Raw genomic sequence first — 21,805 nt, forward strand, 5'->3', positions numbered from 1 at the left:
TTCGGCGTTTCGCTGCGTTATTATGTCATAATGACGCCAAATGCAGGCAGAGCACTTGACCTGTCAGGCAGATTCGTTTGCATCAGGGTATATCTCAAGACATGGGAGGCATTATGTCGCTCTTCTCCACCCGCCTGCTCGCGGCGTCGGCTTTTGCGCTGATGGCGGCTGCGCCGCTGCACGCCAAGACTTTCGTCTATTGCTCGGAAGGTTCGCCCGAAGGGTTCGACCCCGCGCCCTATACTTCGGGGACGACCTTCGACGCTTCGGGCCATGCGGTTTATAACCGCCTGGTGCAGTTCAAGCCCGGCACGACCGAGATCGAGCCGGCCCTCGCCGAAAGCTGGGAGGTGTCCGAGGACGGGCTGGAATATACCTTCCACCTGCGCAAGGGCGTCAAGTTCCACTCGAACGACAAGTTCACCCCCTCGCGCGAGTTTAACGCCGACGACGTTATCTTTACCTTTGAGCGTCAGGCCAATGCCGACCATCCCTGGCATGAGTATATGGCCGGGATCACCTACGAATATTATTCGTCGATGGAGATGGACAAGCTGATCAAGTCCATCGAGAAAGTCGATGATTACACGGTGAAATTCACCCTTAACCAGCCCGAGGCGCCTTTCCTCGCCAATGTGGCGATGCCCTTCGTCTCGATCGTCTCCAAGGAATATGCCGATACGCTGGAAGCCGCTGGCACCCGCGAGGATCTGAACAACACGCCCATCGGCACCGGCCCCTTCAAGTTTGTGGCCTATCAGAAAGATGCGGTGATCCGTTACCAGAAAAACGCCGATTACTGGGGCGAGGCGCCCAAGATCGACGATCTGGTCTTTGCCATCACCCCCGACGCCTCGGTGCGGCTGCAAAAGCTCAAGGCTGGCGAATGCCATCTGATGCCTTATCCCGCGCCCGCTGATCTGGACGAAATCCGTGCCGATCCGAACCTCAAGATGGACGAGCAGGCCGGTCTGAACGTCGGCTATCTGGCCTATAACACCACGGTCGCGCCCTTTGACAACCCGCAGGTCCGCAAGGCGCTGAACATGGCCATGGACAAGCAGGCGCTGGTCGAGGCCGTCTATCAGGGCAGCGGCGTCGTCGCCAAGAACCCGATCCCGCCGACCATGTGGGGTTATAACGACACGATCGAGGACGACAAATACGATCCCGAAGCCGCCAAGAAGATGCTTGAGGAAGCCGGCGTCAAGGATCTGACCATGGAAATCTGGGCCATGCCGGTCCAGCGTCCCTATATGCCAAACGCCCGCCGCGCCGCCGAGGTGATGCAAAGCGACTTTGCCAAGGTTGGCGTCAAGGTTGATATCGTCAGCTACGAATGGGGCGAATACCTCAAGAAATCCATGGAAGAGGGCCGCAAGGGCGCCGTCATCCTGGGCTGGACGGGTGACAACGGCGACCCCGACAACTTCCTGTCGGTTCTGCTGTCCTGCGCCGGGGCCAACCCGGGTGGTGCGAACCGTTCGTTCTGGTGCAACGAAGAGTTCTCGGACATTCTTGCCAAAGCCAAGAGCAGCTCGGATCACGAAGAGCGCGTGAAGCTGTACGAAGAAGCTCAGGTCATCTTCAAACGCGAGGCTCCCTGGGCCACGCTTGCCCACTCGACGCAATATGTGCCGATGGCCAAGAATGTGACCGGTTTCGTCCAGTCGCCGCTGGGTGACTACACCTTCGAAGCCGTGGACCTGACCGAATAAGGCCATTTCCCCGGATTGAAATGCTTGGCCGTGCAGGGAATCCCCCCTGCACGGCCATCAGGTTAAGGTTCGATGCTCAGATTCATTCTCAAGAAACTGCTCTACCTGGTCCCAACCATGTTCGGGATCACGCTGGTAGCCTTTGGCTTTATCCGCCTGCTGCCCGGCGATCCGGTGCTGCTGATGGCCGGCGAACGCGGCGTCTCGCCCGAACGTTATGCCCAGATCGCGGCCCAGCTTGGCTATGACAAGCCGATCTGGCAGCAATATCTCCACTATATCGGCAACCTGCTGCAGGGCGATCTCGGCAATTCGCTGGTGACGAAAAAACCGGTTCTGAACGAATTTCTGGCGCTGTTCCCGGCCACGGTCGAACTGGCGCTGGTCGCGATCATCATCGCCACGGCAATCGGCGTGCCCGTCGGGGTCATCGCTGCGATCAAGCGCGGTTCGTGGTTTGACCAGCTGTCGATGACCGCGGCGCTGGTCGGGTTTTCGATGCCCATCTTTTGGTGGGGGCTGCTGCTTATCATCCTGTTCTCGGGCGTGCTGGGCTGGACCCCGGTATCGGGCCGTATCTCGCTGATGTATTTCTTCCCGCCGGTAACGGGCTTCATGCTGATCGACAGCCTGCTGTCGGGTCAGAAGGGCGCCTTTGCCTCGGCGGTCAGCCACCTGATCCTGCCTTCGATCGTGCTGGCGACCATTCCGCTTGCGGTGATTGCACGGCAGACCCGCTCGGCCATGCTTGAGGTGATGGGGGAGGATTACGTCCGCACCGCCCGCGCCAAGGGCCTGTCGCCCCGTCGGGTGATCGGCGTCCATGCGCTGCGCAATGCGATGATCCCGGTCGTGACCACCATCGGCCTGCAGATCGGGGTTCTGATGGCTGGCGCTATCCTGACTGAAACGATCTTTTCCTGGCCCGGCATTGGCAAGTGGATGATCGATTCAATCTCGCGCCGCGACTATCCGGTGGTGCAGTCGGGCCTGTTGCTGATCGCCGCCATCGTGATGATCGTGAACCTGCTCGTCGACCTGACCTATGGTCTTATCAACCCGAGGATCCGGCACAAATGACCGATACCGCAGTCAAGATTTCGGATGCGGCCATCCGCCGCCGGATGCTCAAGGAGTTCTGGTTCTACTTCAGCCAGAACCGGGGCGCGGTGATCGGCCTTGTGGTGTTTGCCATTCTGGTGCTGACGGCCATCTTTGCGCCGCTGCTGGCGCCGCATGATCCGACCCATCAATACCGCGACGCGCTGCTGGTGCCGCCGTTCTGGCAAGAGGGCGGCCGGGCCGAATTTCTGCTGGGCACTGATGCAGTCGGCCGGGACATGCTGTCGCGGCTGATCTATGGCGCGCAATATTCGCTGTTCATCGGCATTGTCGTTGTCTCGATCGCCCTTGTTGGCGGCATTATCATCGGCCTTGTCGCAGGCTTTTTCGGCGGCTGGGTCGATACCGTCATCATGCGGGTGATGGATGTCGTGCTGGCCTTTCCATCGCTTTTGCTGGCGCTGGTTCTGGTTGCGGTACTGGGCCCGGGGCTGACCAATGCGATGATCGCCATCGCCATAGTCTATCAACCGCATTTTGCGCGCCTGACCCGCGCCGCGGTGATGGGGGAAAAGGCGCGCGAATATGTCACCGCCGCCAGGGTCGCAGGGGCTTCGAACCTGCGGCTGATGGTCAAGACCATCCTGCCGAACTGCCTTGCGCCGCTGATCGTGCAGGCAACGCTGAGCTTTTCCTCGGCGGTGCTCGATTCGGCCGCACTGGGGTTCCTTGGCATGGGGGCGCAGCCGCCGGCCTCGGAATGGGGCACCATGCTGGCCGAGGCGCGCGAATTCATCCTGCGCGCCTGGTGGGTCGTCACCTTCCCCGGTCTCGCCATCCTCGTTTCGGTGCTGGCGATCAACCTGATGGGCGACGGTCTGCGCGACGCGCTTGACCCGAAACTAAAGCGGAGCTGACCGATGGGGCTTTTGAACATCCGCAACCTGACGGTGCGTTTTGCCACCTCGGCCGGCAGCTTCACCGCGGTCGATGGTATCGACGTGACAGTGGACAAGGGCGAGGTTCTCGCCATCGTCGGCGAATCCGGCTCTGGTAAATCGGTGTCGATGCTGGCGGCAATGGGGCTTTTGCCCGACATCGCCACCATCACCGCCGATGAGATGACCTTTGACGGCAAGGACCTGCTGCGCATGACACCGCGCCAGCGGCGCAGCATTATCGGCCGCGAGATCACCATGATCTTTCAAGAGCCGATCGCCTCGCTGAACCCCAGCTTTACCACCGGCTACCAGATCGAAGAGGTGCTGCGTTACAATGCCGGTCTTTCGCGTCGCGCGGCGCGGGCCCGTGCGCTTGAGCTTTTCCAGCAGGTCGGTATTCCCGAACCCGAGGAAAAACTCAGAAGCTATCCGCATCAGATGTCGGGCGGCCAGTGCCAGCGGGTGATGATCGCCATGGCCATCGCCACCAATCCGCGGCTGCTGATCGCAGACGAACCGACGACGGCGCTGGATGTGACCATTCAGAAACAGATCCTCGATCTGCTGATGAAGCTGCAGGAACAGACTGGCATGGCGCTGATCCTCATCACCCATGACATGGGCGTGGTGGCCGAGACGGCAGACCGCGTCCAGGTGCAATACAAGGGCAAAAAGATGGAAGAGGCCGACGTGCTCACGCTGTTCGAGGCACCTTCGCACCCCTACACACGTGCACTGCTCTCGGCTCTGCCCGAACATGCCACCGGTGACCGGCTGCCCACCGTCGGCAGCTTTCTTGAACCGGAGGTGCAGCAATGAGCGTCGTCGAAGGCCGCAACCTCATCCGCGACTATTACGTCCCCGGCTCACTGACCCGCGCGGCCAAGACGGTGCGCGCGGTCAAGGGTATCAGCTTCTCGGTCGAGCGTGGCAAGACGCTGGCGATCGTCGGCGAATCCGGTTCGGGTAAATCGACACTGGCACGGATCATTGCGCTGATCGACCAGGCCTCGGGGGGCGAGCTGCTGATTGAGGGCAAGCCCGTCGATATCGGCAAGCAGCGACCGACGCGCGAGATGCGTTCAAAGGTGCAGATGGTGTTCCAGAACCCCTACGGCAGCCTCAACCCGCGCCAGAAGATTGGCGACGTGTTGATGGAGCCTCTGCTTCTGAACACTGACACGCCCGCTGCCGAACGGCGGCGCCGCGCCGAAGAGATGCTGGTCAAGGTCGGTCTGCCGGCCGAGGTCTTTAACCGCTACCCACATATGTTCTCGGGTGGGCAGCGCCAGCGGATCGCCATCGCCCGGGCGCTGATGCTGAACCCGACGCTTCTTGTGCTGGACGAGCCGGTCTCGGCGCTCGACCTTTCCGTGCAGGCACAGGTGCTGAACCTGCTCGCCGACCTGCAAGAGGAATTCAACCTCGCCTATGTCTTCATCAGCCACGACCTGTCGGTGGTTCGCTACATCGCCGATGATGTGCTGGTGATGAACAAGGGCGAGGCGGTCGAGCAGGGCAGCCGCGACGAGGTATTTGCCGATCCCAAACACCCCTATACGCGCGAACTCTTTGCCGCGACCCCGATCACGGATGTCGAGGCAATTCGCGCCCGGGTGGCGCGCCGCAAAGCCTTGCGCGCCGCCACTGCCTGACCAAAAGCGGCCGGGACGCAACACGCCCCGGCCGCGTGCTTCTTTCGTGGCCAAATATCCTCGGGGGTCCGGGGGCGAAGCGCCCCGGTCTCAACCGTCCGGATCGCGGTATTCGTGCCTCTCGCCGCGCCAGTCGCGGATCGCATAGTGACCGGGCGCGATTTCCTCGACATAGTCAGGACCCAACGGCACCTTGCCATGCCCACCCGGCAGATCCAGCACATAGGTCGGCAGACAGGTCCCCGACAGCCGCCCGCGCAGGGCTGCCATAATCGCCTGTCCCTCGGCAATGGTGGTCCGGAAATGGCTGGTGCCGCGCGCCAGATCGCAATGATGCAGGTAATACGGCTTTACCCGGTTGCGGATCAGCGCCCGGAACAGCCCGGCCAGAACCTCAGGATCAGCGTTTACGCCCTTTAACAGGACGGTCTGGGAAAGCAGCGGGATACCCGCCCCGGCCAGCCGCGCCAGCGCCGCCCGCGCCGCTTCGGTCAGCTCTTGTGCATGGTTGATATGCAGCACCACCCAGACGGCAAGCCGCTCCGGGCGCAGCGCCTCGATCATGGCCGCATCAATACGTTGGGGCGCGACGACCGGCACGCGGCTGTGAAAACGGACGATGTCGATATGCGGGATCGCCTCCAGCCGTGTCATCAGCGCCGACAGACGGCGCGCCGACAGCACCATCGGATCGCCGCCAGTCAGGATGACCTCGTGAATGGCGGGGGTGCGGGCGATATAATCCAGCGCGGCAGCCAGGTCAGGCTCGGGCAGGGTACCTTCCTCACCCACCACCTCGCGGCGAAAGCAAAAGCGGCAGTAGACCTCGCAGGTCCGGGTGATGTGCAGGATCACCCGGTCGGGATAGCGATGGGTCAGACCCGGCGTCGGGCTGAAGGCTTCATCGCTAATCGGGTCGGCCAGCTCTTCGGCACGGATATTCAGCTCGCGCGTGTCGGGCACGAATTGCGCGCCGACCCCATCGCGCGCCTCGCGCATCGCCCCGCGCATGGCGGGAGAGACACGGATGCGAAACCCGGCTGCCACCTGATCCAGCGCGTCTGCATCATCCGGGTGGGCAAGTCCGGCCTCGATCAGGGCAGGAACTGTGGTGATGGGACGCTGGGACAAGGCGGATGCTCGCGGCTGGTAGAGGGGCGGTTTATCGACCCGCCCGCGTGGCTTGGCAAGCCCCGGCCCATCAAGGCAACGCGAGGCTGCGATCGTCCTTCAGCGTCTTCAAGACGATCTCAGAGCGTACCTGCGCCACCTGCGGCTGCGGCAGCAGATGACGATGAACAAAGTCCGAGAATGCCTCCAGATCGCGTACCCGCACATCAAGAATATAGTCCGCATCACCCGAGACCGAAAATGCCGAGCGGATCTGCGGATGGGCCGCGACGAAACGGGCAAAATCATCCTCTTTGCCCTGGCCATGGCTGCGCAGGTTCACACGGATGATGGCGCGCAGGCCAAAGCCCAGTTTTTGCGGGTTCAGCCGCGCGGCATAGCCTTCGATCACGCCGGCCTCTTCCAGCGCTGCGCGCCTGCGTGAACATTGCGAGGCCGACAGGTTTACCAGTTCGGCCAGCGCGGCATTCGTCATCGCCCCGTCACGCTGCAGGGCGTTGAGTATGGCGATATCGAATCCGTCTATGCGAACTTCTTGCATTGATCTGACCTGTAATGCGCGATTCATGCCTTTTTATCGCGATCATGGCATATATTGCGCCATTCTTGCATCGAAAATGCGCGATCATTGTCCCAACAGACGCGAACAGAGGAGGAGACGCCATGGGTCCGTTCCCGCATGACGCCCCGAAAGCCACGATCAGCCCCAGCAACCCGGCCGGAACCGACGGTTTCGAGTTCGTCGAATTCGCCCATCCCCAGCCCGAGGTTCTCGACCGCATTTTCCGCCAGATGGGCTTTGTCCCGGTGGCAAAGCATAAAAGCCGCAACATCACCCTCTATCGTCAGGGAGACATCAACTATCTGCTGAATGCCGACCCTGACAGCCATGCTGCGGGGTTTGTGGGTGAGCACGGCCCCTGCGCCCCGGCGATGGCCTGGCGCGTCGTGAATGCGCAGGTAGCGTTGAAACGGGCGCTGGATCTTGGCGGGACCGAATATACCGGTTCCGGAAAATCCATCGACGCTCCGGCGGTTTATGGCATTGGCGGCTCGCTTTTGTACTTTGTCGACCGCTACGGTGATTTGGGCAGCGCCTATGATACAGATTACGATTGGCTGGACGAGCGTGATCCGCGTCCCGAGGGGTTCGGTTTCTACTACCTCGACCACCTGACCCATAATGTCATTCGCGGCAATATGGACACCTGGTACAAGTTCTATCACGACACGTTCAATTTCCGCGAAATCAAGTATTTCGACATCAAGGGTCGCCAGACCGGGCTGGTCAGCCGGGCGTTGACCTCGCCCGATGGCAAGATCCGTATTCCGATCAATGAATCGACCGATGATCACAGCCAGATCGAGGAATATTTGCGCGAATACAAGGGCGAGGGCATCCAGCATATCGCCATCGCCACCGAGGATATCTACTCGGCGACCGATCGCATCGCCGCGGCGGGAATGAAGTTCATGCCCGGCCCGCCCGACACCTATTACGAAATGTCACATCGCCGGGTCAAAGGCCACGAAGAGCCGATCCCGCGGATGAAAAAGCACGGCATCCTCATTGATGGCGAGGGCGTTCTGGGCGGTGGCATGACCCGGATCCTGTTGCAGATATTTTCCAGGACCGTCATTGGACCGATCTTTTTCGAGTTCATTCAGCGCAAGGGTGACGACGGTTTTGGTGAGGGCAACTTCCGCGCCCTTTTTGAGTCGATCGAAGAGGATCAGATCCGCCGCGGCGTGCTAAAGATCGACGCAGCCGAGTAAGCGATGAGTTGGCGCGACTATGCCTCGGCCCCGCCTGCAGGCACCGATATTTGTGCCGAGGCTGATCTGGACCGTATCCGCTGCCTGACCGTGGAAAGCGACAATGGGCATTTTCCCTTGTTGCTGGTGCGGCTAACCGAGGAGATCCGGGCCTATGTGAACGCTTGCCCGCATCATTATCTGCCCTTGGATCACCTTGGCGACAGTATCCTTTCGGCCGATGGCAGACGGCTGATGTGTTCGGTCCATGGTGCGACATTCGACATCGCAAGCGGCGCGGCGGTGCAGGGTACGGATTGCGGACTTGACCCGGTGCCTCTGATGATCAGCAACGGCATGATCCGGATCGCGGGGGCCTGAACGCCCGCATGAGAACGCCGCCGCAATGCGATGCGGCGGCGTATTTGATCAGGACATGAAGGGCAGATCTCAGAAGATGAAATCGCTCATATCCAGCTGACCCAGTTGCATGTCACGGATGGTGACCGTGGTGTCGGCCGAAAGGCGCAGCACCAGATCGTCGCCAACCTGCTGGGCGTTCTTGATCACCGCCTGCACCTGAGCACGGCTGAAGTCATCAAAATCCAGACGGTCAACACCGTTCTGGAAATCGGTGATGATGTCACGGCCGTCGCCACGCTCGAATTCAAAGATATCGGCACCGGCACCGCCGTTCAGCACGTCATTGCCGCGACCGCCTTCCAGCTTGTCATTTCCATCGCCGCCATAAAGGCGATCATTGCCGTCGTCTCCCTCCAGCTCATCATTGCCTGCGCCCGCAACCAAGGTGTCATTGCCGGCGCCGCCTTCCAGCTCATCCCGGCCCGCGCCGCCGTGGAGGTAATCAGCACCGCGGCCACCGTTCAGGTCGTCATTGCCATTGCCGCCGCTGAGCCGGTCGTCACCGTTGCCGCCATAAAGAGTGTCGTTGTCGTTGCCGCCGCGCAGGAGGTCATTGCCGTTACCACCGCTCAGGCTGTCACGGCCGTTGCCACCTTCCATCGTGTCATTGCCGTCACCACCGAACATGGTGTCGTTCCCATCCAGGCCGTACAGTTTGTCATTGCCGCCCAGGCCCGACAGCCAGTCACCGTATTTGGTCCCGGTCAACCGTTCCGAGAGAGAAGTGCCGATCTTGCGTACCATCGAACTAAATCCTTTCCTTTGCTCCAGCAGCGGTAGTGTTCCGCGATGATCGCTGAGCAATGCCATAACCATGCTGACAACGATCTGACCCGAACTGTCAGCACTCTGTCAGTTTTCTTAAACAGAGGTGTATTGAAAGGAAAGAAAACCCGCATAGCGGCAGAATAACCGCAAGACAGCATGATGCCGCCGTTTGTCAGTCAGATGTCAGCGATTTCTCTTTATGAATAGAACCATGAAAAGATGCGCTCTGCTGATCCTGATTCTGACTTTTCTGCCACCGCCCGCGGTCGGACAGCGGGCTGGGGTCTATTCCGTGCAGGACTCCTCGACGCCAGATTTTGAATTCGCCCGTGCTGCGGTCGAACGTGGCGAGATTCTGCCCCTTGCCGTGGCGCTGAAGCAGCTGCAAGAAACCCATCCGGGGCAGGTCACGGAAATCGAGATGGATCAAGAGGATGGCCTGCTGATTTATGAGGTCGAACTCATCACTACCGATGGCCGGCTGATCGAGGTCGAGATGGATGCCAGGACCGGCACCATCATCAAGCTTGAGGAAAGCGATGATGAAGAGGACGACGACTGATGCGCGCCCTTGTGGTTGAGGATGAACTGCGGATTGCCGCGGATCTGGAGCGCGCGCTGAAAGCGGCGGGGTTTCTTGTCGAGTTGGTGGCCGATGGCGAGACAGCGTGGTTTCGCGGCGGCACCGAGAATTACGACCTGATCGTGCTGGATCTGAACCTGCCGCGCCTTGACGGGCTGACCGTGCTCAAGCGCTGGCGGGCCGAGGGTTGCGAAAGTCCGGTTCTGATCCTGACCGCGCGCGGTGCCTGGACCGAGCGGGTTGAGGGTATAGACGCCGGCGCCGACGACTACCTGCCCAAGCCATTCCGTATGGAGGAACTGATCGCCCGCGCCCGCGCGCTGGTGCGCCGCGCAGGGGGAAGGGGCAATGCGACCCAACAGATCGGGCGGCTGACGGTGGACATCAACCGCATGACCGCCTCAATCGACGGTATTCCGGTGTCGGTTACGCCGCTGGAGTTCCGGCTGATCGCATATCTTGCCGTGAACCGTGATCGCACCGTACCGCCGACCGAGCTGTTGGAGCATCTTTACGGTGACGATGATTCGCGCGAACTGAATGCTGTTGAAGCCATCATTACCCGGTTGCGTCGCAAGCTGGGCGCCGGCGTGATCGGGACCCGTCGCGGTTTTGGCTATCACCTCGAAGGGGGAGAGGCGCAGATGCAGGGCAGCGCGTGATCCGCTCGATCCGCTGGCGGCTGGTGCTGGCGGGGGCGCTGGCGATTGCGCTGGCGCTCGCGCTGTCCGGCTTTGGCCTGGCGATCCTGTTTGAACGCCATGTAGAACGTGTCACCATCGCTGATCTGCAAGCCCGGGCGCTGGCCCTGACGGCGATGGTGCAACCGGGAGGGGCCTCGGGCCCACGTCTGCGCGAATCGCCCGAAGACCCGCTATATGACCAGCCGTTCTCTGGCCATTACTGGCAGGTAGAGCTGGGGGATGAGATCCGCCGCTCACGCTCGCTTTGGGATCATGTGCTGGTGACTGGTCAACCCGTCCCATCCCCGGGTGAGGTCAAGGTACGGTCGCTGCCCGGCCCTCAGGGTGAGGCGCTGCTGGCTGTCGAGCAAAGCCTGATGGTCGGCCAAAGCGCCAATCCGGTGCCCCTGCGGATCATCGTTGCCTCGCATCGTTATGAGCTTGAGCTGGCGCGACGTGGCTTTCTGGGCGATCTGTTGCCCTATCTTGGACTGCTTGGGGCGGTGCTGCTGCTGGCCAGCTGGCTGCAGATCACCGTGGGGCTGCGGCCTTTGGCGCAGGTCGGCGCAAGGGTGGCCGAGCTGACCTCGGGTTCGCGTCCGCGCATTGGCCGCGATTTGCCGACCGAGGTAATCCCGCTTGCGACCGAAATCGACAAGCTTCTGGATGCCCGCGAGCAAGAGCTGGCACGCGCCCGTCACCGCGCCGCCAATATGGCGCATGGGTTCAAGACGCCGCTACAAGCCCTTTTGGGCGATGCGGCACGGCTGCGCGCCCGGAACGAGGATGAAATCGCCGGCAGTATCGAAACCATCGCCACCCAGATGCACCGCCATGTCGATCGTGAACTGGCGCGTGCACGCATCCAGTCAGACCGCAACACCTCGGGCGCTGAGCCTGAACGAATCGCTGCCAAACTGGTTGAGGTTCTGCGTCGGACCCCGATGGGGGCGGCGCTCGACTGGCAGGTGCCAAAACCCTCTGGCCTGCGGGCCCGGATCGACCCTGACGATCTGACCGAGGCGCTTGGCGCGCTGCTTGAGAACGCCATGCGCCACGCCCATGAGATGATACAGGTTTCGATCAAGGCAGAGGATGGGCATATCCACATAGGTATCCGCGACGACGGCCCCGGTGTGCCCGAGGCCGATTTGACGCGGTTGACCCAACGCGGGCTTAGCCTTGACCCGAGCGGACAAGGGCAGGGCATCGGCCTTGCCATGGTCGCCGATATCACCGATGCAGCGCAGGGCGAATTGCGGCTGAGCAACGCCCGGCCCGGTTTCCTGGCCGAGCTTGTCTTTGATGCACTGCCTGCACAGCCCGGCGCTTAGGGCAGATTGACCGCCACATTGTCGATCAACCGTACGCCATCAAGCCATGCCGCAACCAGCAATCGCGTTGCGCGGCCGGCCTGCGGCGCCTCAAGCGTGTCGCCATCGCGCAACTCCAGGTATTCCACCGGGGTAATTCCTGCCGCCTCAAGCTCGGCCGCCGCTGCTGTCAAAGTTGTCTCGACCGGCTCGCCCGCCTCGATCTTTCGCGCGGCCTCGAACAGGGAACGGGGCAGGGCGGCGGCGCGGCTGCGGCCCTCGGGGCTAAGGCGCTGGTTACGGGACGAAAGCGCCAGCCCATCCTCGTCACGGACACAGGGGCAGGGGACAATCTCGACCGGCATTTTCAGGTCCTGCACCAGCCGCCGCACCAGCTGAAGCTGCTGCCAGTCCTTTTCGCCGAAAAAGGCGCGATCAGCCTGGGTCATGTTGAAAAGCAGCGTCACCACCGTCGCCACTCCGTCGAAATGGCCGGGGCGATGCTGCCCCTCCAGCGGTTCGGTTACGCCCGAAACCGAAATGACCGTCGCATGACCCGGCGGATAAACCTCATCACCATCGGGAACAAACAGCGCATCCACGCCAAGCGGCCCCAAAAGCGCCGCATCGGCGTGTTCGGTGCGGGGGTATTTCGCAAAATCCTCGGAGCTGTTGAACTGGCGCGGATTGACGAACAGGGTGACGATCACCCGGTCGCAACTGGTCCGCGCTGCGCGCACAAGGCTAAGATGACCCTCATGCAGCGCACCCATGGTCGGCACCACGCCGATGGTCTCACCCCGGGATTTCCAGTCGCGGATCAGGGCGCGCAATTCGGCAAGCGGGCGGATGATCGGCGCACTCATGCGGGTTTGCCCTCGCCAAAGGCATGTTCCGGACCGGGAAAGCGGCGCGCACGTACCTCGGCGGCATAGGCGGCGATTGCCGCATCCGCGTCCTGGCCAAGTTCGGCGTAACGTTTGACGAATTTTGGCCGAAAGTCCGAGAAAAGCCCCAGCATGTCATCGACGACCAGAACCTGCCCGTCGCAATCAGCACCAGCACCGATCCCAATGGTCGGCACAGCGATTTCCCGGGTGATGCGATGACCCAAAGCCTCGGGCAGTTTCTCAAGCACCACCGAGAATGCTCCGGCCTCGGCCAACGCCCGCGCATCAAGGGCGATACGGTCAGCCTCGGCCTGACCACGTCCTTGCACCTTGTATCCGCCAAGGGTGTTCACCGATTGCGGGGTCAGCCCGACATGACCCATGACGGGGATGCCGCGCGCGACCAGAAACGCCACGGTTTCCGCCATATGCTGCCCGCCCTCAAGCTTGACGGCCTGACAGCCCGTCTCGGCCATCAGGCGCGAGGCGTTGCGGAATGCCTGTGCCGGCCCCTCTTCATAGCTGCCAAAGGGCATGTCGACCACCAGACACGCGTGGGACAGGCCGCGCGCGACGGCCTTGCCGTGCAGGATCATCATTTCCATGGTGACGCCAAGGGTCGAGGGCAGGCCATGCAGAACCATGCCCAGACTGTCGCCGACCAGCGCAATGTCACAATGCGCATCGACCAGCCGCGCCATCGGGGTGGTATAGGCGGTCAGGCAGACCACGGGTTCGCCGCCCTTGCGGGCACGGATATCGCCGGGACCAAGGCGGTCCTTGCGTTCGGGGGTCGCACTCATATCAATCCCTCTCCGTCAGTCCTGGCCTTGGCGGCCGCTGCCCGAATATTGGATTCGCGCCCGCATGTCTCGCAATAAAATGATGCAGATGCAGCATTCTTGCGCAGGATTATGATCTGACCGCATTGATTGAATAATTTATTCATACATTACAGTTAATTATACTGTATATGTCAAATCTGGAGCATGTTTGCAAAATCTGCGCTCGCCAATCTCCGGCACAGGCAGGCGGGCGTTCCGCCCAACGGTGGAAGGAAAAGATTCAATAACTTATAATTATATAATAATAAAATCATAATGATAAACATAAAATCTATAAAACTTCAAGGTAAAGCACTTTCCCGACCATTCACCCCAAGCCGCTGCCTCCTCCCGCGCTCAGCTTGACATGGCGGCGGGCCGGGCATAGTGCCGGTTCCGGCCGCCGCGAGGTTGCGGAATGGGCCAAAACCATCCTCGGCCGCCGCCGCGGCCAGTTCCTCGGGGTCGAAACATGACGCTGAAAGCCGCCATCCTTGGTGCTTCGGGCTATACGGGGGCGGAGCTTGTCCGCATCCTGGCCACCCATCCCCGGATCGAGGTTGCCGCACTGTCGGCTGACCGCAAAGCCGGGCAGGGCTATGATGAGGTTTTCCCGCATCTGCGACATCTGAAGCTGCCGCCCCTGATGCGGATGGAAGAGATTGATTTCTCGGGCATCGACGTGGTTTTCTGCGCCCTGCCGCATGGCCTTAGCCAGCCGCTGGTCGGCCAGTTGCCGCGGGATGTCAAGATCGTCGATCTGGGCGCCGATTTCCGGCTGCGCAACCCCGAGGATTACAAACACTGGTACGGATTAGACCATGCAGCGCCCGAGGTTCAGCCTGAGGCAGTCTATGGCCTGACCGAATTCTATCGCGACCAGATCCGCGACGCACGCCTTGTCGCCGGAACGGGCTGTAATGCCGCCACGGTACAATTTGCGTTGCGGCCGCTGATCGGCTCGGGGCTGATCAATCTGGACGATATCATCTGCGATCTCAAGAACGGAGTTTCCGGGGCAGGGCGCTCGCTCAAGGAAAACATGCTGTTCGCCGAACGCTCCGAGGATGTTGCGGGCTATTCGCAGGGCGGCAAACACCGCCATCTGGGCGAGTTCGATCAAGAGTTTTCGGCGCTTGCCGGACGCGAGGTCCGCATTCAGTTCACCCCCCATCTGGTGCCGGTGAATCGCGGCATCCTTGCATCCTGCTATCTCAAGGGCGAGGCGCAGGCCATTCATTCGGCCTTGGCCAATGCCTATGCCGATGAGCCTTTTATCGTCGTCCTGCCATTTGGCCAGCTGCCGGCCATGTCACATGTGCAGGGGTCGAATTTTTGCCATATCGGCGTGATTGGGGACCGGATCTCGGGTCGCACACTGGTCGTCTCGACGCTGGACAACCTGTGCAAAGGGTCCTCGGGGCAGGCGGTACAGAACGCCAACCTGATGCTGGGCTTGCCCGAGACCGAAGGGCTGATGCTCGCACCCATTTTCCCCTGACGACGGGTTATCCGCACAACCCGCACAATCTGCGGATATAATCCGAAAATAAAAAGGGCGGGGGATAGCACATCCCCCGCCCTGAATTTTGGGCCTGCAGTTCAGGCCTTGGCGCGTTCGACATAAGTCAGGTCAGCGGTGTTGATGATCACCTTGGTGCCAACGCCGATATGCGGCGGGACCATGATACGCACGCCGTTATGGGCCACAGCGGGCTTGTAGCTTGACGAAGCGGTCTGGCCCTTGACCACCGGCTCGGTCTCGACAACCTCGACGGTCACTTTCTGCGGCAACTCCAGGGCGATCGCTACACCGTTATGCACCTGCAGGAAGACGCGCACGCCGTCCTCAAGGAACACCTTGTCATCACCGACCACATCGGGCGAAACCACGATCTGCTCATAGCTCTCGGGCTCCATGAAGTGGTAGCCTTCGCCATCCTCATAAAGGAAGTCGTATTCGCGTTCGTCCACATGGGCACGTTCGACCTGCTCGGTGGTTTTCCACCGCTCCGAGACCTTGGTCCCGTCCGAGATGCGGCGCAGATCGACCTGAGTGACGGGCGTGCCCTTACCGGGGTGAAAGTTCTGGGCGGTCAGAACGACATAAAGTTTGCCGTCGATCTCGACGACATTGCCTTTGCGAAGGCTGGAGGCGATGACTTTCAAGGCGGTTTCCCTTGCCTGCTTTTCAAGTTCCGAAAGGCCAGCTATCGAAGGCCGGCGAAGATGATACCCCATAGCGTTTTTCGCAGCTTTGCGCCAGCCGCAAGCAGAAAACGACACTCAGGAAGGAGTCGCGCGCATGAACCCCCCTTTGAACGGCGCAAAATCCAGCCCGTGGTGGGACCGCAACCACCATGCCGGGCGGCGACCTTTGCTGTTGGCGCGCAACCGTATTCAGGCGGCGATCCGCGACTGGCTTGGTGCACAGGGCTTCGTCGAGGTCGATCCGCTGGCGCTGGCCGTAAGCCCGGGGAATGAGGCCCACTTGCACGCATTCGCTACCAGCCGGATCGGCAATGATGGCGAGGCGCAGCCGATGTATCTGCACACCAGTCCCGAATTTGCGATGAAAAAGCTGCTGGCGGCGGGTGAAGCGCGCATCTTTGCCTTTAGTCACGTCTGGCGCAACCGCGAGTGCGGCGCCCTGCATAGCCCCGAATTCTGTATGCTGGAATGGTATCGGTCAGGCGAAGATTATCGCGTTCTTTTCGATGATTGCGCACAATATCTAAAGCACGCGGCCGAGGTTGCGGGGGCCGAGGCGCTGCGGTTTCGCGGGGCCGAATGCGACCCCTATGCTGCACCTGAGGTGATGTCCGTTGCCGAGGCTTTCCGCGAGTACGCCGGTATAGATCTGCTTGCGACCTGCGACGGCTCCGAAACCGATGCCGGCGCATTGCGGGCACAGGCCGAGGGGCAGGGGATCCGGCTGGCTGCGGATGACGGCTGGTCCGATATTCTGTCGCGTATTCTGGTCGAAAAGGTCGAGCCGCATCTTGGTATGGGCCGGCCACTGATCCTTGATCGCTACCCTGCGGCCGAGGCGGCGCTGGCCCGCCCGACCTCAGGCGACCCGCGTGAGGCTGAGCGGTTTGAGCTTTATGCTTGTGGGGTCGAGCTTGCCAACGGCTTTGGCGAGTTGACCGATCCTGTTGAGCAGCGCCGTCGCTTTCAGGCCGAGATGGATGAAAAAGCGCGAATCTATGGCGAGCGTTATCCGCTGGACGAGGATTTTCTGGCCGCATTGGCTTTCATGCCGCCTGCTTCGGGCTGCGCCTTGGGGTTTGACCGGCTGGTCATGCTGGCAACCGGAGCGCCCCGAATTGATGAGGTCATCTGGACGCCACTTATAGAATAAGCAAAATCAATGTCTAATTAATAATATATTATGTTATTTCTTACATAGCGGTGCTTTGCCACCGGCAAGATTTCGGCTTTCAGCATTGAAAATCCGCGGTTAGGCTGGGGCAAAACGCTTTGACGAAGGAACGGGCATGCGGCTTTCTTTGCGACTTTCAGCGACGCTTACAGCCATGGCTTTGCTGCTTGGCGGCTGCGCCGGGAATTACACCGGCATGGGCGTGCCGCAGCAGGAACAAGAGATCAAATGGGGCCGCTATCAGAACCCGCCGCCCGAAAAGGTTGCCGGGCTGCAAAACTGGGTCGAGGGTTTCAAGGCACGAGCACGCGCCCAAGGCATCAGCGACAGCACGCTAAGCATCGCATTCCGCGACGTGACCTATAACCCCGAGGTCGTGCGGCGCTCGCAAAACCAGGCAGAATTCAAGAAATCTCTGTGGGAATATCTTGAAAACGCGGTCTCAGAGAAACGCCAGAACAATGGTCGCGCGGCGCTGGCGCAATATGGCAATGTGCTGAGCCGGATCGAGGCGACCTACGGGGTCGATAAAGAGATCGTCACCGCCGTCTGGGGCATGGAATCGACCTATGGTGAGCGGCGCGGGGACCTGCCGCTGATCGAGGCGCTTTCGACGCTTTCCTATGAAGGCTACCGGGGTGATTTCTTCCGCAGCCAGCTGATGGCGTCGCTGGGCATCCTGCAAGCGGGCGACATCGACCCTGGACATATGACCGGCAGCTGGGCCGGCGCCATGGGCCACACCCAGTTCATTCCGACGACTTATCTAAGCTATGCTGTTGATTTCACGGGGGACGGCAGGCGCGATATCTGGTCGAACGATCCCTCTGACGCACTTGCATCAGCCGCGAATTATCTGGCGAAATCCGGCTGGCAGCCGGGTCTGCCCGCTGCAGTCGAGGTGACGCTGCCCGCAGGGTTTAACACTGGCCTCGCCGGCAAGGGCAAGCGCCGCAGTGTTGCCGAGTGGCAGTCGCTTGGCATTCGTCAGGCAACCTCGCGGCCCTTGCCGCCTGGCGCCGCCTCGGCCGAGCTGATCCTTCCCGGTGGCTCATCCGGTGCGGCTTTCCTGATCACGCGCAATTTCCACGCCATCCTGCGCTATAACAACGCCGACAGCTATGCACTGGCGGTGGCGCATCTGGCCGACCGGCTCAAGGGTTATCCGGGACTTGCGAACCCGTGGCCCGCCAATCATCCCGGCCTGAGGATCGAGCAGCGCAAAGAGATGCAACGCCTGCTGACCGCGCGCGGCTTTGATACGCAGGGCGTCGATGGCAACGTCGGCTCGAACACGATCAATGCGATCAAGGCCTATCAAACCTCGCGCGGACTGCCGGTGACCGGCGAGCCTTCTGCCGCGCTGCTTGAACAGCTGCGTCGGGGCTGAGTAGTGGCAATAGACCGGGCGCAATGAGCGTCCGGTCTGCTTCTCGTTTGGTTAAACCTGCTGACGCAATTTAATTACATAATACAGATTATCGGACATTTACTCTTGTGAGGTGAAAGCCCGTGTCAAACAACCGAAATAATGGCCATTTGGGCCCCTTTTTTTGTCCTTTCTACAACCAATTAATGGCCATCGCAGCGCTTGATTGTAAGCAAAATTGTTTTATTTCAATTCGTTGAAGGAATCCGGCCAGATGGTGCCAGAGGCCGTGGTCTGTCATCGGGCCTCGGACCCGAGCCGTTGACCGCCGGGACGCTGCCCGGCAAGGTCGCCTCAATCCCATCCGGAGCGATGGAACGGCCTGAAGCTCGCCGGATCTCCGCAGTTTCCTGATTACCACGTTTCCGCCGGAAAGCGCGGCTTCTCCGAGCGGCCGAGCCATGTCTCGAGGGTCGACGCAATGTCGCAACATTAAACCCATCCAGGTTGAGCCGGTCGTCAGCCCGCCTCCCCTGCCCTGACTCACTTCCATCCTGTCGGAATCGCCTGGCCGGTTCTCCGGCCGCCGGCCCCGTTTTGCCAAAAGGAATCCTCATGTCCAGCATCCCGTTTATCGAGGCCTATCCATCCGAACGAAAGTCGGGTCGATCTCGTTCTGACCACAGGGGCATGTGGCCAATGAACGTTCTGATCACAGCCGATCTGCATCTCGACCTCTGGGATCGTGCCGGTGTGCGTGACCTCGACGCGCTGATCATCGCGGGCGATCTCGCCAATGATCTAAAACGGAACTGGCCTTGACGTTGGCCCGGATCGCGCGGCCGGTCTCGCCCGCCCGGATCTGGGTGATCCCGGGCAACCATGACTATTATGGCGCCACGCTCGACGATGACGTTCTGGCCCGGATCGCCTCAGGTGCGGGTGTGAACCTTGCCCAGAGTCAGTTTCTGACCTTCGGCGCCTGCCACCTGCCGCCTGCTGTGCTGCACGCTCTGGACGGATTTCGCCTTGCTGGGCGATCCGGGGACGGCGGTGGAGCGTGCGGCGATGGTCATGCCGGATTACGGTCGAATTCGTCGGGCAGAGGGCGGGCTTATCAGCCCCGAGGACACCGTCGCGATTCACCGCGATCACCTCGACTGGTTGACGCGGGAGATTGCCAGACCCTGCACGGACAAGCCATTGTCGTCACCCATCACGCCCCGTGCTTGGCGGTCTCCGGTCCGATTTCGGGCATCAGCGCGGCCTTCGCTTCGGATCTTGACGGCTGGATCGAGACGCACCTGCCTGATTACTGGTTCTTCGGTCATACCCACCGGCCGCTGTCGGTCCGTATCCGCGGTGCTCCGGTTGTCAACGTCTCGCTCGGCTATCCCGACGAGGTGCCCGAGGGCGGTGAGGCCGAACTTCTGCTGCGCGGCCTGATTTTCCCCGGCGCCTGACCGCCATTCCCCCAACGACCCTTCCATGCCGGCTGACGGTCGCGGCCAGCTCCCAGTCGGGGCTGGCCGCCAGCGCCGGGACGTGCTGGTCCAGCGCGATCTTGCCGATGCCGACGAGCGCGATCCGCATCAGTGGCTGTCCTTTCCGACCGGGTTGCCGCGGCAGCCGCGCAGGAAATCCAGGTCCGCGCCGGTATCCGCGCCCATGACATGCTGCTGGTGCAGCCAGGCATAGCCGCTGGCGGGCTGGTCGGGCAGCGGCCGCCATTCGGCCAGCCGCGCCGCCAGTTCCGCATCCGAAATGTCCAGGTGCAACCGGCGGTTCGGCACGTCGAGCACGATCATGTCGCCGTCGCGCACCACGGCCAGCGGCCCGCCCGCCGCCGCCTCGGGCGAGGTGTGCAGGACCACGGTGCCATAGGCGGTGCCCGACATGCGCGCGTCGGACACCCGCACCATGTCAGTGATGCCCTTGCGCAGCACCTTGGGCGGCAGGCCCATGTTGCCGACCTCGGCCATGCCGGGATAGCCCCTGGGCCCGCAGTTCTTCAGCACCATGACGCAGGTCTCGTCGATGTCCAGCGCCTCATCCTCGATCCTGGCCTTGTAGTCGTCGATGTCCTCGAAGACGACCGCCCGGCCGCGATGCACCATCAGGTGCGGGCTGGCGGCCGAGGGCTTCAGCACCGCCCCGTTCGGCGCCAGGTTGCTGCGCAGCACGGCGATGCCGCCCTGGTCGGTCAGCGGCCGGTCGGCGGGCAGGATCACCTCCTCGTTCCAGTTCACCACCTCCTTGACCTCGTCCCAGATCGTGGCGCCACTGACGGTCAGCGCGTCCTTGTGAAGCTGCCCGGCCTCGCCCAGCCGCTTGATGACCACCGGCAGGCCGCCGGCATGGAAGAACTCCTCCATCAGGTATTTCCCCGAGGGCATCAGGTTCACGATGGTTTTGAGGTCGCGCCCCAGCCGGTCCCAGTCCGCCAGCGTCACATCGACCCCGACCCGGCCGGCCAGCGCCAGCAGGTGGATCACCGCGTTGGTCGAGCCGCCGATGGCGCCATTGGTGCGGATCGCGTTCTCGAAGGCCTGCTTGGTCAGGATGTCGCTGGGCTTCAGGTCGTCCTTGACCATCTGCACGATGCGCCGGCCCGACAGCTGCGCCATGGTGCGGCGGCGCGAATCCACCGCCGGGATCGCGGCATTGCCCGACAGCGCCATCCCAAGCGCCTCGGCCATGCTGGCCATGGTCGAGGCGGTGCCCATGGTGTTGCAGGTGCCGGATGAGCGCGACATGCTCGCCTCGGCCTCGAGGAACTCGGCCTGGGTCGTCTCGCCGGCCTTCACCGCCTCGGAAAACTTCCACAGATGCGTCCCCGAGCCGATGCGCTCGCCCCGGAACCAGCCGTTCAGCATCGGCCCGCCGGTGACGACGATCGAGGGAATGTCGGCCGAGGCCGCCGCCATCAGCAGGCTGGGCGTGGTCTTGTCGCAGCCCACCAGCAGCACCGCCCCGTCGATGGGCTGGCCGCGGATCGTCTATTCGATGGCCAGCGCCGCGAGGTTGCGAAACATCATCGCGGTCGAGGTGCCGGCCTCCCACACGCCCGCCTTCACCTTTTCCGCCAGTTCGCGCAGGTGGCCGTTGCAGGGCGTCAGGTCCGACCAGGTGTTCAGGATGCCGATCACCGGGCGGCCGTCGAACAGGTCATGCGGATAGCCCTGGTTCTTCATCCAGCCGCGGTGATAGATCGTGTCGCGCGAATTGCCGCCATACCAATGCTGCGAGCGCAGCTGGCGCGGCCATAGGGCGGGGGTAAAGGACGGGGTGCTGGACATGCGACT

The 21,805-nt window shown here is 61.7% G+C and carries 21 protein-coding genes and 2 pseudogenes; 15 read left to right on the plus strand and 8 right to left on the minus strand.

Annotated elements, in window-relative coordinates; translation table 11 throughout:
• Nucleotides 1-113 precede the first annotated feature (113 nt).
• The 5 genes from F8A10_RS19115 (at nucleotide 114) to F8A10_RS19135 (ending at nucleotide 5,376) form a co-directional block, all read left to right on the plus strand.
• A complete protein-coding gene (locus F8A10_RS19115) occupies nucleotides 114-1,718 on the plus strand; it encodes an ABC transporter substrate-binding protein (RefSeq protein WP_010395404.1) in 1,605 nt (534 codons plus the stop codon).
• Nucleotides 1,719-1,790: 72 nt separating this feature from the next.
• The gene (locus F8A10_RS19120) at nucleotides 1,791-2,798 is read left to right on the plus strand and encodes an ABC transporter permease subunit (RefSeq protein WP_029371878.1); all 1,008 of its coding nucleotides are present in this window, start codon (nucleotides 1,791-1,793) and stop codon (nucleotides 2,796-2,798) included.
• Nucleotides 2,795-3,697, plus strand: coding sequence for an ABC transporter permease subunit (locus F8A10_RS19125; protein ID WP_010395401.1), 903 nt, complete (start codon nucleotides 2,795-2,797; stop codon nucleotides 3,695-3,697). The genes F8A10_RS19120 and F8A10_RS19125 overlap by 4 nt, the downstream gene beginning before the upstream one ends.
• A gap of 3 nt (nucleotides 3,698-3,700) precedes the next feature.
• Nucleotides 3,701-4,540 carry an ABC transporter ATP-binding protein gene (locus F8A10_RS19130; RefSeq protein ID WP_010395398.1) on the plus strand — a complete coding sequence of 280 codons (840 nt, stop codon included), beginning with the start codon at nucleotides 3,701-3,703 and terminating at the stop codon, nucleotides 4,538-4,540.
• Nucleotides 4,537-5,376: an ATP-binding cassette domain-containing protein gene (locus F8A10_RS19135; RefSeq protein WP_152368218.1), complete on the plus strand. Its 840-nt coding sequence runs from the start codon at nucleotides 4,537-4,539 to the stop codon at nucleotides 5,374-5,376. Before F8A10_RS19130 ends, F8A10_RS19135 begins: the two co-directional genes overlap by 4 nt.
• Before the next feature lie 90 nt (nucleotides 5,377-5,466).
• Here the strand turns inward: F8A10_RS19135 and F8A10_RS19140 are convergent, their stop codons facing one another.
• Entirely contained in the window at nucleotides 5,467-6,507 is a 1,041-nt protein-coding gene (locus F8A10_RS19140; RefSeq protein ID WP_152368219.1) for a lysine-2,3-aminomutase-like protein, read from the minus strand.
• A 70-nt stretch (nucleotides 6,508-6,577) separates the two neighbouring features.
• Entirely contained in the window at nucleotides 6,578-7,048 is a 471-nt protein-coding gene (locus tag F8A10_RS19145) for an Lrp/AsnC family transcriptional regulator (RefSeq protein ID WP_010395393.1), read from the minus strand.
• Nucleotides 7,049-7,170: 122 nt separating this feature from the next.
• On the opposite strand from F8A10_RS19145, the gene hppD reads away from it, so the two are divergent.
• Both hppD and F8A10_RS19155 read left to right on the plus strand, forming a co-directional pair.
• The gene (gene hppD, locus F8A10_RS19150; RefSeq protein WP_152368220.1) at nucleotides 7,171-8,283 is read left to right on the plus strand and encodes a 4-hydroxyphenylpyruvate dioxygenase; all 1,113 of its coding nucleotides are present in this window, start codon (nucleotides 7,171-7,173) and stop codon (nucleotides 8,281-8,283) included.
• Nucleotides 8,284-8,286: 3 nt separating this feature from the next.
• Nucleotides 8,287-8,643: a Rieske (2Fe-2S) protein gene (locus tag F8A10_RS19155; RefSeq protein WP_152368221.1), complete on the plus strand. Its 357-nt coding sequence runs from the start codon at nucleotides 8,287-8,289 to the stop codon at nucleotides 8,641-8,643.
• Nucleotides 8,644-8,712: 69 nt separating this feature from the next.
• On the opposite strand, the gene F8A10_RS19160 is transcribed toward F8A10_RS19155, so the two are convergent.
• A complete protein-coding gene (locus F8A10_RS19160; protein ID WP_227493549.1) occupies nucleotides 8,713-9,495 on the minus strand; it encodes a calcium-binding protein in 783 nt (260 codons plus the stop codon).
• A gap of 169 nt (nucleotides 9,496-9,664) precedes the next feature.
• On the opposite strand from F8A10_RS19160, the gene F8A10_RS19165 reads away from it, so the two are divergent.
• From F8A10_RS19165 to F8A10_RS19175, 3 genes are read left to right on the plus strand one after another with little or no spacing between them, the layout of a single operon-like run.
• Nucleotides 9,665-10,015, plus strand: a complete 351-nt coding sequence (locus tag F8A10_RS19165) for a PepSY domain-containing protein (protein WP_010395383.1) — start codon at nucleotides 9,665-9,667, stop codon at nucleotides 10,013-10,015.
• Complete coding sequence (locus F8A10_RS19170) at nucleotides 10,015-10,698, plus strand: response regulator transcription factor (protein ID WP_010395382.1); 684 nt, start codon at nucleotides 10,015-10,017, stop codon at nucleotides 10,696-10,698. Before F8A10_RS19165 ends, F8A10_RS19170 begins: the two co-directional genes overlap by 1 nt.
• Nucleotides 10,695-12,053, plus strand: coding sequence for a sensor histidine kinase (locus F8A10_RS19175; protein ID WP_152368222.1), 1,359 nt, complete (start codon nucleotides 10,695-10,697; stop codon nucleotides 12,051-12,053). The genes F8A10_RS19170 and F8A10_RS19175 overlap by 4 nt, the downstream gene beginning before the upstream one ends.
• Here the strand turns inward: F8A10_RS19175 and panC are convergent.
• Together panC and panB are read right to left on the minus strand one after the other, a co-directional pair.
• A complete protein-coding gene (gene panC / locus F8A10_RS19180) occupies nucleotides 12,050-12,898 on the minus strand; it encodes a pantoate--beta-alanine ligase (RefSeq protein ID WP_152368223.1) in 849 nt (282 codons plus the stop codon). The two genes, F8A10_RS19175 and panC, sit on opposite strands and share 4 nt — an antisense overlap.
• Entirely contained in the window at nucleotides 12,895-13,725 is an 831-nt protein-coding gene (gene panB / locus F8A10_RS19185; RefSeq protein ID WP_010395376.1) for a 3-methyl-2-oxobutanoate hydroxymethyltransferase, read from the minus strand. The genes panC and panB overlap by 4 nt, the downstream gene beginning before the upstream one ends.
• A gap of 493 nt (nucleotides 13,726-14,218) precedes the next feature.
• Here panB and argC point away from each other — a divergent pair, with 493 nt between their 5' ends.
• Nucleotides 14,219-15,247, plus strand: a complete 1,029-nt coding sequence (gene argC / locus F8A10_RS19190; RefSeq protein WP_010395375.1) for an N-acetyl-gamma-glutamyl-phosphate reductase — start codon at nucleotides 14,219-14,221, stop codon at nucleotides 15,245-15,247.
• Between the two features lie 101 nt (nucleotides 15,248-15,348).
• Here argC and efp read toward each other — a convergent pair whose 3' ends face one another.
• Nucleotides 15,349-15,915, minus strand: a complete 567-nt coding sequence (efp, locus tag F8A10_RS19195) for an elongation factor P (protein ID WP_010395373.1) — start codon at nucleotides 15,913-15,915, stop codon at nucleotides 15,349-15,351.
• A 136-nt stretch (nucleotides 15,916-16,051) separates the two neighbouring features.
• On the opposite strand from efp, the gene epmA reads away from it, so the two are divergent.
• From epmA to F8A10_RS19210, 4 genes are all read left to right on the plus strand, one after another.
• Nucleotides 16,052-17,110, plus strand: coding sequence for an EF-P lysine aminoacylase EpmA (gene epmA / locus F8A10_RS19200; protein ID WP_152368224.1), 1,059 nt, complete (start codon nucleotides 16,052-16,054; stop codon nucleotides 17,108-17,110).
• A 136-nt stretch (nucleotides 17,111-17,246) separates the two neighbouring features.
• On the plus strand, nucleotides 17,247-18,521 hold the full coding sequence (locus F8A10_RS19205; protein WP_152368225.1) for a lytic murein transglycosylase: 1,275 nt from the start codon (nucleotides 17,247-17,249) through the stop codon (nucleotides 18,519-18,521).
• Between the two features lie 678 nt (nucleotides 18,522-19,199).
• Nucleotides 19,200-19,322 carry a hypothetical protein gene (locus tag F8A10_RS21785; protein ID WP_264675572.1) on the plus strand — a complete coding sequence of 41 codons (123 nt, stop codon included), beginning with the start codon at nucleotides 19,200-19,202 and terminating at the stop codon, nucleotides 19,320-19,322.
• The gene (locus tag F8A10_RS19210) at nucleotides 19,319-19,963 is read left to right on the plus strand and encodes a metallophosphoesterase (protein WP_193668361.1); all 645 of its coding nucleotides are present in this window, start codon (nucleotides 19,319-19,321) and stop codon (nucleotides 19,961-19,963) included. Before F8A10_RS21785 ends, F8A10_RS19210 begins: the two co-directional genes overlap by 4 nt.
• A 10-nt stretch (nucleotides 19,964-19,973) precedes the next feature.
• On the opposite strand, the pseudogene F8A10_RS21600 reads toward F8A10_RS19210, so the two are convergent.
• Nucleotides 19,974-20,093 (minus strand): annotated as a pseudogene (locus tag F8A10_RS21600) (gfo/Idh/MocA family oxidoreductase); the annotation flags it as partial.
• Nucleotides 20,093-21,799, minus strand: a pseudogene (locus tag F8A10_RS19220) (IlvD/Edd family dehydratase). The pseudogenes F8A10_RS19220 and F8A10_RS21600, both read right to left, overlap by 1 nt.
• Nucleotides 21,800-21,805 lie beyond the last annotated feature (6 nt).

Origin of the sequence: Paracoccus kondratievae (genome assembly GCF_009301415.1) — a bacterium.
In the GTDB taxonomy this organism is placed as follows: Bacteria; Pseudomonadota; Alphaproteobacteria; order Rhodobacterales; family Rhodobacteraceae; genus Paracoccus; species Paracoccus kondratievae.

Coding starts and splice junctions, on each gene's coding strand:
- F8A10_RS19170 (WP_010395382.1), top strand. CDS start 10,015: ATGCGCGCCCTTGTGGTTGAGGATGAACTGCGGATTGCCGCGGATCTG.
- F8A10_RS19130 (WP_010395398.1), top strand. CDS start 3,701: ATGGGGCTTTTGAACATCCGCAACCTGACGGTGCGTTTTGCCACCTCG.
- panC (WP_152368223.1), bottom strand. CDS start 12,898: ATGAGTGCGCCGATCATCCGCCCGCTTGCCGAATTGCGCGCCCTGATC.
- argC (WP_010395375.1), top strand. CDS start 14,219: ATGACGCTGAAAGCCGCCATCCTTGGTGCTTCGGGCTATACGGGGGCG.
- F8A10_RS19205 (WP_152368225.1), top strand. CDS start 17,247: ATGCGGCTTTCTTTGCGACTTTCAGCGACGCTTACAGCCATGGCTTTG.
- F8A10_RS21785 (WP_264675572.1), top strand. CDS start 19,200: ATGAACGTTCTGATCACAGCCGATCTGCATCTCGACCTCTGGGATCGT.
- F8A10_RS19120 (WP_029371878.1), top strand. CDS start 1,791: ATGCTCAGATTCATTCTCAAGAAACTGCTCTACCTGGTCCCAACCATG.
- panB (WP_010395376.1), bottom strand. CDS start 13,725: ATGAGTGCGACCCCCGAACGCAAGGACCGCCTTGGTCCCGGCGATATC.
- F8A10_RS19125 (WP_010395401.1), top strand. CDS start 2,795: ATGACCGATACCGCAGTCAAGATTTCGGATGCGGCCATCCGCCGCCGG.
- hppD (WP_152368220.1), top strand. CDS start 7,171: ATGGGTCCGTTCCCGCATGACGCCCCGAAAGCCACGATCAGCCCCAGC.
- F8A10_RS19115 (WP_010395404.1), top strand. CDS start 114: ATGTCGCTCTTCTCCACCCGCCTGCTCGCGGCGTCGGCTTTTGCGCTG.
- epmA (WP_152368224.1), top strand. CDS start 16,052: ATGAACCCCCCTTTGAACGGCGCAAAATCCAGCCCGTGGTGGGACCGC.
- F8A10_RS19165 (WP_010395383.1), top strand. CDS start 9,665: ATGAAAAGATGCGCTCTGCTGATCCTGATTCTGACTTTTCTGCCACCG.
- F8A10_RS19160 (WP_227493549.1), bottom strand. CDS start 9,495: ATGGCATTGCTCAGCGATCATCGCGGAACACTACCGCTGCTGGAGCAA.
- F8A10_RS19155 (WP_152368221.1), top strand. CDS start 8,287: ATGAGTTGGCGCGACTATGCCTCGGCCCCGCCTGCAGGCACCGATATT.
- F8A10_RS19135 (WP_152368218.1), top strand. CDS start 4,537: ATGAGCGTCGTCGAAGGCCGCAACCTCATCCGCGACTATTACGTCCCC.
- F8A10_RS19145 (WP_010395393.1), bottom strand. CDS start 7,048: ATGCAAGAAGTTCGCATAGACGGATTCGATATCGCCATACTCAACGCC.